The sequence below is a fragment of the Bradyrhizobium sp. WSM2793 genome, assembly GCF_000379585.1.
In the GTDB taxonomy this organism is placed as follows: Bacteria; Pseudomonadota; Alphaproteobacteria; order Rhizobiales; family Xanthobacteraceae; genus Bradyrhizobium.
The window spans coordinates 85390-97862 of record NZ_KB902789.1 but is presented as its reverse complement, the minus strand read 5'-3'; the positions used below and the strand labels follow the sequence as shown (position 1 = coordinate 97862).

At 62.4% G+C, this 12473-nt stretch carries 15 protein-coding genes; 7 read left to right on the top strand and 8 right to left on the bottom strand.

Features of this window, described 5'->3' with window-relative positions; genetic code table 11:
* Positions 1 to 318 precede the first annotated feature (318 nt).
* Positions 319 to 585, bottom strand: a complete 267-nt coding sequence (locus tag A3AS_RS47510) for a hypothetical protein (RefSeq protein ID WP_157644352.1) — start codon at positions 583 to 585, stop codon at positions 319 to 321.
* A gap of 184 nt (positions 586 to 769) precedes the next feature.
* On the opposite strand from A3AS_RS47510, the gene A3AS_RS0122770 reads away from it, so the two are divergent.
* Together A3AS_RS0122770 and A3AS_RS0122765 are read left to right on the top strand one after the other, a co-directional pair.
* Positions 770 to 1195, top strand: a complete 426-nt coding sequence (locus A3AS_RS0122770) for a DUF4440 domain-containing protein (RefSeq protein ID WP_026202266.1) — start codon at positions 770 to 772, stop codon at positions 1193 to 1195.
* A gap of 156 nt (positions 1196 to 1351) precedes the next feature.
* On the top strand, positions 1352 to 1627 hold the full coding sequence (locus A3AS_RS0122765; RefSeq protein WP_018319867.1) for a DUF3303 domain-containing protein: 276 nt from the start codon (positions 1352 to 1354) through the stop codon (positions 1625 to 1627).
* Positions 1628 to 1920: 293 nt separating this feature from the next.
* On the opposite strand, the gene A3AS_RS0122760 is transcribed toward A3AS_RS0122765, so the two are convergent.
* A complete protein-coding gene (locus A3AS_RS0122760) occupies positions 1921 to 2715 on the bottom strand; it encodes an IclR family transcriptional regulator (RefSeq protein WP_018319866.1) in 795 nt (264 codons plus the stop codon).
* Between the two features lie 240 nt (positions 2716 to 2955).
* Here A3AS_RS0122760 and A3AS_RS0122750 point away from each other — a divergent pair, with 240 nt between their 5' ends.
* The 5 genes from A3AS_RS0122750 (at position 2956) to A3AS_RS0122730 (ending at position 7391) form a co-directional block, all read left to right on the top strand.
* Positions 2956 to 4116: an aminotransferase class V-fold PLP-dependent enzyme gene (locus A3AS_RS0122750; protein WP_026202265.1), complete on the top strand. Its 1161-nt coding sequence runs from the start codon at positions 2956 to 2958 to the stop codon at positions 4114 to 4116.
* A 29-nt stretch (positions 4117 to 4145) separates the two neighbouring features.
* The gene (locus A3AS_RS0122745) at positions 4146 to 5054 is read left to right on the top strand and encodes an amino acid ABC transporter substrate-binding protein (RefSeq protein WP_018319864.1); all 909 of its coding nucleotides are present in this window, start codon (positions 4146 to 4148) and stop codon (positions 5052 to 5054) included.
* Positions 5055 to 5116: 62 nt separating this feature from the next.
* The gene (locus A3AS_RS0122740) at positions 5117 to 5911 is read left to right on the top strand and encodes an amino acid ABC transporter permease (protein ID WP_018319863.1); all 795 of its coding nucleotides are present in this window, start codon (positions 5117 to 5119) and stop codon (positions 5909 to 5911) included.
* Complete coding sequence (locus A3AS_RS0122735) at positions 5908 to 6600, top strand: amino acid ABC transporter permease (RefSeq protein ID WP_018319862.1); 693 nt, start codon at positions 5908 to 5910, stop codon at positions 6598 to 6600. Before A3AS_RS0122740 ends, A3AS_RS0122735 begins: the two co-directional genes overlap by 4 nt.
* Before the next feature lie 23 nt (positions 6601 to 6623).
* Positions 6624 to 7391 carry an amino acid ABC transporter ATP-binding protein gene (locus A3AS_RS0122730; RefSeq protein WP_018319861.1) on the top strand — a complete coding sequence of 256 codons (768 nt, stop codon included), beginning with the start codon at positions 6624 to 6626 and terminating at the stop codon, positions 7389 to 7391.
* A 52-nt stretch (positions 7392 to 7443) separates the two neighbouring features.
* Here A3AS_RS0122730 and A3AS_RS0122725 read toward each other — a convergent pair whose 3' ends face one another.
* The 6 genes from A3AS_RS0122725 to A3AS_RS43710 all read right to left on the bottom strand — a co-directional run bounded on the left by A3AS_RS0122725 (position 7444) and on the right by A3AS_RS43710 (position 12439).
* Entirely contained in the window at positions 7444 to 7938 is a 495-nt protein-coding gene (locus A3AS_RS0122725; protein ID WP_018319860.1) for a hypothetical protein, read from the bottom strand.
* A 357-nt stretch (positions 7939 to 8295) separates the two neighbouring features.
* Positions 8296 to 9042 carry a CoA-transferase gene (locus tag A3AS_RS0122720; RefSeq protein ID WP_018319859.1) on the bottom strand — a complete coding sequence of 249 codons (747 nt, stop codon included), beginning with the start codon at positions 9040 to 9042 and terminating at the stop codon, positions 8296 to 8298.
* Complete coding sequence (locus A3AS_RS0122715; protein ID WP_026202264.1) at positions 9039 to 9845, bottom strand: CoA transferase subunit A; 807 nt, start codon at positions 9843 to 9845, stop codon at positions 9039 to 9041. Before A3AS_RS0122715 ends, A3AS_RS0122720 begins: the two co-directional genes overlap by 4 nt.
* Positions 9846 to 9901: 56 nt before the next feature.
* Entirely contained in the window at positions 9902 to 11116 is a 1215-nt protein-coding gene (gene acdA / locus A3AS_RS0122710; RefSeq protein WP_018319857.1) for a 3-sulfinopropanoyl-CoA desulfinase, read from the bottom strand.
* Between the two features lie 56 nt (positions 11117 to 11172).
* Positions 11173 to 11748: a peroxidase-related enzyme gene (locus A3AS_RS0122705; RefSeq protein ID WP_018319856.1), complete on the bottom strand. Its 576-nt coding sequence runs from the start codon at positions 11746 to 11748 to the stop codon at positions 11173 to 11175.
* Positions 11749 to 11752: 4 nt separating this feature from the next.
* Positions 11753 to 12439 carry a TetR/AcrR family transcriptional regulator gene (locus A3AS_RS43710; protein WP_018319855.1) on the bottom strand — a complete coding sequence of 229 codons (687 nt, stop codon included), beginning with the start codon at positions 12437 to 12439 and terminating at the stop codon, positions 11753 to 11755.
* Between the last annotated feature and the right edge of the window lie 34 nt (positions 12440 to 12473).

The following is a 12473-nucleotide window of genomic DNA, read 5'->3' as shown; positions in this document are numbered from 1 at the left end:
CGCCGGCTGGCACCCGCGGTCCCGTGTGCAAGCAAGACGCGCACGGGGTGGACTACAGGTGTAGCCGGGCCACCGGCCTTCCCTGCGCGAATGGCTTTACGGCTTATGTCGCGCTCTCCCCGGGGAGCGATGCACTATTGCCCCCGTCGCCTTGCGGATGACTGATGTACGAACCCGGTTGGGCCGCAACATCACCGCAACACTTGACGCACAGACCCCGGGCGTCAGGACCACACGATTTTGCCGTCCGCGCACATCCCCGTTCCTGTCCCCGATGGCTTGCGTGCGCTCACCATCGAGGCCGAACCGAGGACGCCGTCAGCGCCGTGTCGTATCGCGCGTGCTGCTGCTCACGGGATTCCCGCCCTGCAGCCAGCCCAGCGCGCCGACGCCGTCGCGGCCACCGCCTCCCGGCCCGCGTCTCGTGACGATCGCGAAACGCCCCTTGTGGCGGGCGGGATGGGCCATTGATACGACATATCCGAAATTCGGTAAATAGGAATGTTTTTGCGTCGAGGGATTGACAGGGTGTTTTGCCCGACGGGCGGCGGGCGCGCGCCTGGTCAAGCGTTCGAGCCGCGACATGGAGTGCTCGTCAGGTCAATTGCCCGTCAATTTCCACTGCGCAGCTTCGTCAATGGGGCTGACGGTAATTCTCCGGAATTGCCGTTGCGCCTGCCCCGGTCTGGGATGGGCCATTCAATGCATCCACTTCGAGACAACACGACTGCCCCTGTATCTGTATCGTACATTGAGTCTGGAGATGATCATGCGCAACATTGCATCGGCGATTGCAATCGTGATCGCGTTGAGCGCGCCGGCTTTGGCTCAGAAGGCCGAGATCGAAGCAAACAACGCGAAATGGATAGAGATGTTCAACAAGGGAGATTTTTCCGGGATTGCGTCCCTCTACAGCGCCGATGCGACCGCGCTCCCGCCCGGCTCCGCGATGGTGCAGGGCCGACCAGCCATCGAGGTCATGTGGAAAAGCATGGCTGAACAAGTGAGCGATCCGAAGCTCACAACGGTGGATGTCAAGCCACTCGGTTCTTCCGCGGCCCGTGAGATCGGCACGTTCGTCCTGAAGACCAAGGGATCGACACCGCAGGAAGTGACCGGAAAGTATGTCGTCGTCTGGGAGAAGGTCGGAGACGACTGGAAGCTCGCCACCGACATCTGGAACGACGGCAAGTAGCCGTCTTACCTCCAAACCAGCGCTTGGGCAGGAAGCAGGAGCAATCAAACCGACGCGCGTGTTCATTCGGCGTTGTCATTCGATACGCAGGCGCTATCGTGCGCATGCGGCGCAGCCGCGACATTCATCCGATAATTCTAGTCATGGGAGAATCGCATGAAATTCATAACCACCTGGAGCGTACCTCAAGGCACCTTCAATGCAGCCGTCGCCCGCTTTCTCGAGACCGGTGGCGCACCACCCGAGGGCGTCAAGATGCTGGGTCGCTGGCATGGCATGAACGGACAGGGATTTGCGATCTCTGAATCGAGTGATCCAAAAGCCATGTATCGTTGGCTCGCGCAATGGTCTGACCTGCTCCCGTTGACCGTCACGCCCTGCCTTGAGGACGGAGACGCGGGCGAGGTGATGGCGTCGCTCCCCAAGCGTTGATCATCAATACTCACGTCGCTGCCGCCGCTGAAACCGGCGGTGGTGACGTGCTCGACCGTGGTGATGTCGCCGCTAAAGCGCGATGCGATTAGGATGAATCGTCATCGCGCTTTAGGTTGTTGTTTGAGCATGATCTTTTCGGAAAACCGCTGCGCACTTTTCCGGCTCATGCTTTAGCGCTCAGACAGGGGCCGAATCTCCCGTTGCTCGAGGCGGTCGATTGGCGCGCGGCCGTTCGTGCTGGCCCAGCCATCATGAGGAGAACCAGCGCGCCAGCGAGACCGCTGATACCATCATTGGGCACTTGCGCCATCATCGTCCTCAACCTGCAGAATGGTCTCCGACAGCAGGGCGGCTGCCTTTTGAAGCGGCGCGATGAACCGGTCCAGTTCGACGAAGCTCACGCGCGCCACCGGCACTGAGACGCCCAGGCAAGCGATCAATTCTCGATCGGGTGACAGAATGGGGACGGCGCACCCCACAACGCCCTTGACGTATTCTTCGTTTGTCTTGGCCCAGCCCTTCTGCCGCGTATCCTCGAGGGTCTTCATCAGTCCGTGGACATCGACGATCGTCGTGTCCGTGTATCTGGTCAGAGGGAGTGCGCGGCACAAATTCGCCCTCGTCCGCTCAGGCAGTCTGCTCATGTAGATCTTTCCGGTCGACGTGCAGTGTAGCGGCGCCGCTTCTCCCGGATTGAACTGAAGGCCTTGCGGCTCCGAAACGCGAACGCTGTCGACATAGGCAACGACATTGTCGCGGACGACGCCAATCTCGCACTGTTCGCCGATCTCTCCCGCAACCGCCCGAAGCACCGCGTGCCGTCGCGCGGTGCGGAAGGCCGCTCCGATGACGGTCGCGGACAGTGTGACGAGCTGGTTTCCGACAACGTAACGCTTGGTCCCCAACGCCTTCTGAAGCAGTCCGCGGCCCTCGAGATTTCCGATCAACCTGTGCGCTGTCGGCAGCGGCAGCGAGAGAGCCTTTGCGATCTCTGCCGCCGAGACGGCTTTGCGTTGGTCGGCAACGTGCCGAACGATCGCGAAGGCACGATCCAATGGCCCGTCCTTCTGAATGCGCTTCGTCATTCTCCCCCTCCCGGCCAAATTCGCTTGCGAGATCAAGATCAACGCCACATATTATCATTTTTCGGAATAAAACATATTGAAAAACGACAAATATGTTTGTCGAAACTCCTAAAGCTCATATTCTCGGCGCGGCCGGTGACTGACCAGAAATTGTGCAACGCAGTCTCGCCGTTCCCAGAATCTCGCTCCGCCGCTTGGTCGAGAGCCAAGTCGCTGGCGGGGCGCCAACAGGAGATGTGCATGTCTCGTCACTACGACGTGGACGCCGTGAGGAAGGAATTCCCCGCTGTCGAGCGGATGGTCTATCTGGACTCCGGGTTTCAAACCCCGCTTGCACGCCCGGTGAAGGCCGCCATCGAGCTCTTCCTTCGCGAGGGCTTCGAGACGGCCGGACCGAAGAGCGTCTGGCTCGACCGGGTGGAGCAGACCCGCGCCAAGGTCGCTCGCTTCCTCGGCGTGACGGCGGATGAAATCGCCTTCACGAAAAACACATCGGAAAGCATGAACGTCGCGGCAAACGCACTGCCGCTTCGGGCCGGTGACAATGTCCTGATGATCCACGGCGATCATCCGAACAACGCCTACGCATTCCTCCATCTGCAACGGAAGGGCGTCGAGGTCCGCTTCATCCCGATGACTGACGTCGTCGATGCCGACAGCTTTGCGCCTTTCATCGACGAGAACACGCGTGCGATCTCGATGTCGCACGTGACCTTCCACGCCGGTCACCGCTTTGACATCGAGAGCGTCGGCGCGATGTGCACCAGGAAGAAGCTCTACTTCGTGGTGGACGTGATGCAGGCAATCGGCGTGGTGCCGGTCAACGCGACGGCGATTGGCGCCAGCTTCATCGGCTCCGGCAGCCACAAGGGGTTGCTGGTTCCGCAAGGACTCGGGCTTCTCTATTGGGACAAGACGCTCAAAGAGCTGGAGCCGGCCTATCTGGCGGCCGCGAGCCTCGCCGAGGTCCCTGATGATCTCATCGCGCGTGCCGACAGAATGGCGCCCTCGCCCGCCGCCAGGCGCTTTGAGCTCGGCAACTTCAATCTGCCCGCGGTCCATGCGCTGAGTGCTTCGCTCGACATGATCGAGCAGATCGGGGTCCAGAACATCCAGAACCACTGCTTCGACCTCGGCGATCACCTGATCACGCGCCTGGACGAGATGGGCGTCGGCCTCGTTGGCCCGCGCGAGCGCAAGCATCGCGCTCCGCACATCTACGTCATCGCCCTGCCGGCATCGGACTGGCTTGGCCATTTCGAGGAGAACGGTGTGCGCGTGTCGCCCGAACGGGATGGCATTCGCGTCTCACTCGGCATGTTCAACACCGCCACCGACATCGATCGCCTGATCGACGTCATCCGCCGGCGAGGGCTCGGACGCCCGTCCGCCGCAGCTTGACCTCGAGAACCGATGGGAAGGGAAAAACCATGAAGACGCTTGTTCAGATGCTCGGACGCCTCTCAGGACTCCTGGCCGTACTCCTGGCCGTCAGCCCAAGTCCCTCCACGGCAGCCGACAGCCCGACGCTCGATAAGATCAAATCCAGCGGCGCAATCACGATCGGCCACCGCGAGGCTTCCATACCGTTCTCGTACCTCGGGCCCGATCAGAAGCCCATCGGCTTCTCGCTCGATCTCTGCGCGGCGATCGTCGATCGCATCAAGGAGGAGCTGAAGTTGCCCAACCTCAAAGTCAACTACACGCCAGTGAACTCCTCGAACCGGATTCCGCTGATCCAGAGCGGGACCGTCGACATCGAGTGCGGCGGAACCGCGAACGACAAGAAGCGGCAGGAACAGGTCTCGTTTTCGGTCGCGACGTTCGTCAGCCAACCGCGATGGCTCGTCAAGGCCACCAGCGGCGTGAAGACCGCCGGCGACCTGAAAGGCAAGACGATTGTCGTCACCCAAGGCTCCAACGCAGTCGGTTTCGCGCAGAGCGTCAACGCTAGGGAGCAACTCGGCCTCAACATCGTCCAGGCCAAGGACCATGCGGAATCCTTCCTGATGTTGAACACCGGCCGTGCGGCCGCCTTCATGGAGGACGATATCCTCCTCGCCGGGCTCAAGGCTGCCGCGCCAAATCCGGACGCGCTCCTGTTCCTTCCCGAGGGCTACGCAAAGATCTACTATGGATTGATGTTCACGAAGGGTGATGCCGGCTTCAAGGGCCTCGTCGACGACGTCCTCTCCAAGCAAATGGCATCCGGCCAGTTCGAGAAGACCTACGCGAAATGGTTCACCAAGCCGATTCCGCCCAAGGGTGAGAACCTCGCATTCCCGCTCACGGACGAATTGATGGCGCGGATCGCGCATCCCAGCGATGCTGTCGACTGATTGACGGAGCTGACCGTCCCGCACGGAAATCCTCGTTCGCACCTGCAACCTGAGGGCTCGCGATGTTCGGAGTGCTTTTTGAACAGACGGCGGACGGCCAGCGCTATATCGACTGGCTTCTGTCGGGTCTCGGTTGGACGTTGGCCCTGGCCTTCTTCGGTTGGTGCATCGCCTTCGGCATCGGTGTAATCGTCGGCGTGGGCCGCACGGTGCAGAATCGCTTCTTCTCCGTCCCGGCCCGGCTCTATGTCGAGATATTCCGGAACATCCCTGTCCTGGTGCAGATGTTCCTCTGGTACTTCGTCTTCCCGGAGGTCGTGCCCAGCGCGCTGGGCGATGCCATCAAGCAGATCCCGCCACCCTGGGCGTCGTTTTTCCCGGCGCTCCTCTGCCTCGGACTCTACACGGCGTCCCGAATAGCCGAGCAGGTCCGGGCGGGCATCGAAGCGCTCCCAAGGGGACAGATCGAAGCGGCCAACGCTCTCGGCCTCAATGGCTATCTCACTTATCGATACGTCATCGTGCCGCAGGCCTTGCGCCTCATCGTGCCGAGCCTCACCAGCGAGGTGATGGGCATCTACAAGAACACCTCCGTCGCCCTCACGATCGGCTTGATGGAGCTGACCGCCCAGGCGCGCCAGATCAGCGAGGCCACGTTCCAGACATTTACGGCATTTGGCGCAGCGACGATCATCTACCTTTGTCTGGCGCTGGTTGCCTATCAGGCCATGACCCTCATCGACAAAGCCGTCCGCATTCCGGGCAGCGCTCCCGTCAAGCCCGGGACTGACGAGGATCTGGCCTCTGAGATGCGGCAAGGCGGCACCCTGTCCAACGCCATGGAGGTCGTGAAATGAACACCCTCGATTTCTCGATTGTAACGCAATCGTGGCCCTATCTCTGGTCGGGCCTGCTCTTCTCGCTTGCGCTCACGGCCGCCGCATTCGTCATCGGCATGGTTCTCGGAACCTGCCTGGCGCTCGTTCAGCATTTCGAGATTCCAGTGTTCGCCCAGATCATCCGCGGCTACGTTGCGGTCATCCGATCGATTCCGCTGATCCTCGTCCTGTTCTGGTTCTTCTTCCTGGTGCCGATCGTGCTTGGGCACCTCAGCGGCAACGGCCGCCCGATTCCGATCGGCGCCACCTATACGGCCTTCATCACCTTCGGCCTGTTCGAGGCCGCCTACTACTCCGAGATCATCCGTGTCGGGCTGCGAGCGGTGAACAAGGGCCAGTTCGAGGCCTGCCAGGCGCTCGCGCTGTCCACCTACGACACCTACCGCCATATCGTCCTCCCGCAGGTCCTGCGCGTGGCCAGTCCGATCATCCTCAGCCAGACGATCATCCTCTTTCAGGACACCTCGCTCGTTTACGTCCTTTCGCTGACGGATCTTCTGGGCGCCGCTTCCAAGCTTGCGCAGCTCAATGGCCGCCTCGTCGAAATGTACCTCGTCGTCGCAGTGGCCTATCTCGCCATCAGTTCGGCAGCTTCCCAGTGTGTCGCTGTCCTTCGCAAACGATACGCGCTCGCCACATCGCGATAACGCCTCTAGTCCGGGAGACGAACATGCATCGAGAGACCTCCAGCAATGCCGCACAGCCCGGTGCAATCGTCGTCGTCGAGAGCTTGGTGAAGCGGTTCGGCGCATTCACCGCGCTGAACGACGTCAATCTCAGGGTCGGCAAAGGCGAGAAGATCGTGCTGTGCGGACCTTCGGGCTCCGGCAAGTCGACGCTGATCCGCTGCATCAACCATATCGAGAAGCACGACGGAGGCCGGATCATCGTGGACGGCACCGAACTGAGCAACCGCCTCGCCGACATCAACAGCGTGCGCTGCGAAACCGGGATGGTGTTTCAGAGTTTCAACCTGTTTCCGCACCTCACGGTCGCCGAGAACTGCATGCTGGCCCCGATGAAGGTTCGCGGCGTTTCGCAAGCAGAAGCCCGCGATCGCGCACTGGGCTTGCTGCGGAAGGTTCGCATTCAGGATCAGGCGGACAAATATCCTGCACAATTGTCAGGCGGCCAGCAGCAACGCGTTGCCATCGCCCGAGCGCTGTGCATGCAGCCCAAGATCATGCTGTTCGACGAACCGACATCCGCGCTCGATCCCGAGATGGTCAAGGAAGTGCTGGACACCATGGTCGAGTTGGCGCGGGACGGAATGACCATGGTCTGCGTGACACACGAGATGGGCTTCGCCCGCGAGGTTGCCGACCGTGTGGTCTTCATGGATCGCGGAAGCATCGTCGAGGAGGCAGATCCGGAAACCTTCTTTCGGGCCCCTCGCACGGAACGAGCGAAGGGCTTTCTGAACCAGATCATCCACTAAAGGCGCGATGAGATCAGGATGAATCGTCATCGCGCTTTGATTTAGTGTTTGGCTACTTCACATCCTTGTTCAATTCGATCGCGACTTCCGCCATCCAGGAGCCCGGTGCCTCCATCAGGAAGGACTGATGGTTGCTCCTGGTCTGGATCGTCACCAGCGCGGCCACCGTATTTCCCTCTATTCGAGCCTCGATGAGGCCGTCCTTGTTGGTGCCGTAGACCTTGCCGCCCTGCCGGTACTCGCTCTCGAACCAGTTGCCGGAAAGCTCCGTCCCGCTCTGCTCGATGTTCGCGGACAGGACCATCTTGTACGCATCGCTCGCGCAGCGCAGGTCGAGTGTCAACGACCGCCCCGGCCTGGTCACGTTGTACGCCACCTTGCAGCGAACCTTCTCACGCGGACCGTCCGACGGCTTCATGGTGCCGATGCCCGACCAGGCACCGGCCAGGCTGTCGAACACCGGCTCTGCGCACAATGGGCTGACGCCGCCAAGCACGAGGCAGGCCACGCCGATGCCCGTGCGCGCCGCCGAAAACTTCAATCGCATTCCATCAATCCCGATCTGAAAAGTCCGAGCGCGTTCTACGCCCGAACAGTCGCGGGAAGTTGTCGAAGATGTATAGAAACGTTGCAGAGATTGTCCGAACGTTGCCGCAATCGGCATTTTGGTACTTGGCGACCTGAGCGCGCGCCTCGCCCTTCGAGACGACCGCTTTCAGCGGTCTCCTCAGGATGAGGCTAAGCGGCATCGGAGCCCGTTGAGAGTGCTGCCGCACACTCCGTCCTCATCCTGAGGGCCCGCCAACGGCGGGCGTCTCGAAGGATGGCCACAGAGAAGTCGCCAAAGGCGCTTGCCCTGCCTGCAAGCGGGAGAGAGTCGCGGCAGATCGGAGCGAAACCCGCCTCACCCCGGACCGGGCATATTGCCCGCGAACTGCGGATAGCACTCCCGCAGCTCCTCGCGAATTCGGCCCCGGATCAAGGACAACGTCGCCTCGTCCGGCAAGGGCGTCGTGACCTCGCATTGCTCGTTGTCATACGAGAAGCCCGTCGTGCCTCGAATGTCGCGCCAACCATATCCCGGATGGCTGCTCTCAAGGCGAAAACGTCCCGCCTCCCGGTCAAAGGAAAACAGCGCCGCATTGGTCAGCAGCGCATGAGGACCGCCTCGCCGATAGACCGTCTCGTCGGTAACGCCAGGCGCAGAGACGAAGTCCACGCGCTCCACCAGGGATCGCAGGCTGTGCTCCTCACGGAACAGAATGACCCGCGGCACCAGGAAATACAGATAGGCGGAGCCGAATGAGCCGGGCCATCTGACCGGATTGTTCGGATAGTCGCCGGTGCCGACAAGGTTGACGTTGCCCCGGCCGTCGATCTGGCCGCCACCGAGAAAGAAGGCGTCGAGACGTCCCTGCGCGGCGCAATCGAACAGCTCCTCGGCACCGCCGGTGAAGGAATTGTGCTTGACCGACCCGAGGATCGAGACCTGCACGCGCTCCAGCCCGTCACGCTGGTTGAGCGCACGCAACAGCATCGCTCCCGCCGCCGGTATCGGCGAGGATTGACCGACCGCAACATGCCGCACGCCTTTCAGCAACCGCGAGATCGTATAGATCATCAACTCACGGCTGGTGCACGCCTCGCTCATGCCGCGCTCCCTAGGCCCCGAATGTAGGCGTGGAAGCCCTCCGGCGAGCGCGCCGCGCGCGCGTATTTCTCGATTTCCTGCCCGTCCCTGGGATATTCGGCGTAGAGCCCGGTCGGCCATCCACCCTTCTCGAGCTGGGCCACCGCGCTCACGTAGATTGCGGGCAGCACGCCCGCGGCCATGTTCTCGTCGTCGAGCAGCGACACTTCGGAGATTCGCTCGACGGTCACGAAGGCCTTCTTCGACGCGTGGGCCAGCAGCATTGTTTCGCGCCGGCGCCCAAGCCTGACGTTGCCGAACCGGTCCGCTTCAGGCGCGTGAAACAAGGCGATGTCGGGCTGGATCGCCGAGACCACGACGATCTTCTCAGCGTCATCGAACGGATTGGACGTCACCTTCCAATCGTCGCGCTTCTCCAGGACGTCGCTGCCGATGATGCCGCGGATCGGCATGAACGGCACCCCCTTCTCCGCGGCCGTTAACCCTGCGAACACCGCCGGACAAGTGGCATCACGCAGGCGAATGGATCCGTCGCGCACAGCCCGGCTGAAACAAGGCGCGCCGCCCGCTTCGCCGAGACTGACGGCGCTCGTCTCCAGCGTCGCCACGGCGCCGGCGCCGATCAGCATATCGACCTGCATGCCGCCGATCGGTGCGCAGACCACATGGAGATCGCGAATGCCGCGATCGATCAGCATCCGAACCAATCCGGGGGCCGCGGCGTAATCGTCCGGCGCCAGGCCGAGCTTGCACCCGGAGGGTATCATCTCCGCCATCTCTCGCGGCGTTACGAAGTCTGTCATGTATTCACCTCTTCCTCGGGTTCCCATCAACACGCCGCGTCGCGCACGATAGCGCCCTAGTCCTTTGCCGCAAGGTCCCTTGATACGACGTAGCCATCGCGCGTCTGCGGCAGCTTCCAGCCCAGGACCTTGCTGGCAACCAAGGTGCGCAGCACCTGGGCCGTGCCGCCGCCGATCGTGAACATGCGGACATCGCGCGCCATCCGTTCGAGCGGAAAGTCGCGCGAATAGCCGCGGGCTCCGAACACCTGCAGCGCGTCGTTGACGATCTTGATGGCGGCTTCCGAGGCGAAGATCTTCGCCTGAGCGGCAAGCATGGGATCGGGGAATGCGCTGCCGCCCGGCCCCCGTGAAGCCGCCGCCGCGTGCAGCATCAGGCGCGATGCGGTCAGTTGCGTCTGCATATCGGCGAGCATCCAGTGCAGCCCCTGAAATTCGCCGATCGGCCGGCCGAACTGCTCGCGCGTCTTGGCCCATGCGATGGCGTGCTCCAGTGCGCCGGCCGCAATCCCCATGGCAACCGTGCCGGCGCCGACGCGCTGGCTGTTGTAGGCATTGATGAGGTCGGCGAAGCCGCGCTTGAAGCCCGACGGCGGCAGCAGCACCATGTCCGGCGTGATCTCGAGGTCCTCGAACACGAGCTCGCCTTCGGGCATGCCGCACAGCCCCATCGTCGTCTCGCGCTTGCTGACGCGGAGCCCTTCCGCCTCGCCGCGCACCGCCAGGAAGCCGCCGACGCCCAGCTCCTCTCCGCTCTCGTCGAACACGCGCGCAAAGATCAAATGGAGACGAGACACTCCGGCGCCGGTGATCCAGTGCTTCTTGCCGTTGAGCACATAGCGGTTGCCGCGCTTGTCGGCTCGCGTCGTCATTCCGCTCGCGTCACTCCCCGCGTCGGGCTCGGTGATGCAGATGGCCGGCTTGTCGCCATCCAGGACGAGATCGGCAGCGCGCTTTTTCTGCGCGTCGGTGCCGTAGGCCATCACGGTCGAGATGGCGCCCATGTTGGCCTCGACCACGATGCGCGCAGACACGGTGCAGGACCGGGCGATCTCCTCGATGACCAGCACCGTGTCGAGGAAGCTCCGACCCTGGCCGCCATAGTCCGGCGGAATGGTCATTCCCATGAAGCGCTCGGCCTTCAGCGCCTCGACGACGTCCCATGGATATTCACGCGACCGGTCGATGTCGGCGGCACGTTTGCGGATCGTCTCGTTGGAGAGCGCAGCAGCCCTCTCCTTCAGCGCCAGCTGCTGGGATGAGAGCTCCATGTCCGTTCTCCATGTCCGCGGACGAGCGTACTTGCCGAACAGGTCAGTCAGCCCGATCAGCCGCGTCCCATGTTATAGAATTCCGGGTTCGGACGCATGCTGGTGACGTTGGCAAGCCGGTTGGAGAGGCCGAAGAAGGCCGAGATCGCGGCGATGTCCCAGATGTCGTCTTCCGTGAACCCGTGCGATTTCAGCGTGGCGAAATCGGATTCGGAAACCTTGTAGGCCTCGGTCGAGACGCGCACGGCGAAGTCGAGCATCGCCTTCTGCCGGTCCGTGATATCCGCCTTGCGGTAATTGACCGCGACCTGATCGGCAATCAGCGGATCCTTGGCGCGGATGCGCAGGATCGCGCCATGCGCGATAACGCAATACTGGCATTGATTGAGGTTGCTGGTCGCAACCACGATCATTTCCCGCTCGGCCTTGCTGAGGTTGCCGGGCTTGTCCATCAGCGCGTCGTGATAGGCAAAGAACGCGCGAAACTCGTCCGGCCGGTGCGCCAGCACGAGAAAGACGTTCGGAATGAAGCCGGACTTCTCCTGGACGGCGACGATGCGGGCGCGGATGTCGTCTGGCACGTCGGCCAGATCAGGGACAGGGAAGCGGCTGACTGCAAGTGCCTGGGTCATGGCGTTATCCTCGGTACTCGTCGATGGAAGTTGGTACGATCACGCGTTCCTTGGCCTGGATCATCGCGAGAAATCCTCGCGCGAAGACGTCGAGTGCGTCGGGGCGTCTTTCCAGCTTCGCCCGCAGCACCGCGCCCTCCCAGCCGATCCAGAAGAAATGCGCGAGGCTGTCGCAATCGGCGTCTTTCGGAATGTGGCCCGCCTGCTGCGCCGCGCGGAGGCAGCGGGCGGTCCGGGCTTCCCAATCCCTGAGAACGGCAGCGAGGCGCTTTCGGAACGGCTCCGGCAGCGCCCCCATCTCCTGCCCGAGATTGCCGACGAGACAGCCACGCCGATAACCGTAGCGAGCCATGCCCGACCGCGCGTCCGCGATGAAATCGCGCAGGCGGTCCAGCGGAGCCCGCGCTGCATCGTCGAACCATCGATCCAGCTTGCGGGCGAAATAGGCGGCGTAAGCATCGATCAGCTCGAGGCCGAAAGCCTCCTTGCTGCCGAAGTAGTGATAGAACGAACCCTTCGGCACGTCCGCGGAGTCCAGGATCTCCTCGACGCCGACGGCGCTGAATCCCTTCTCGGTCAGAATCGCAACGCCCGTGCGCAACAGACGCGCGCGCGGCGCGTTCGGCTGCGACTGGTCCCTGGGAGGACGGCCCCGCCGGCGCGGCTCTGAAACCGAGGCTGCTCTGTTCATGAAGGTTTATTAGACCGATCGTCTTGTCAAATCA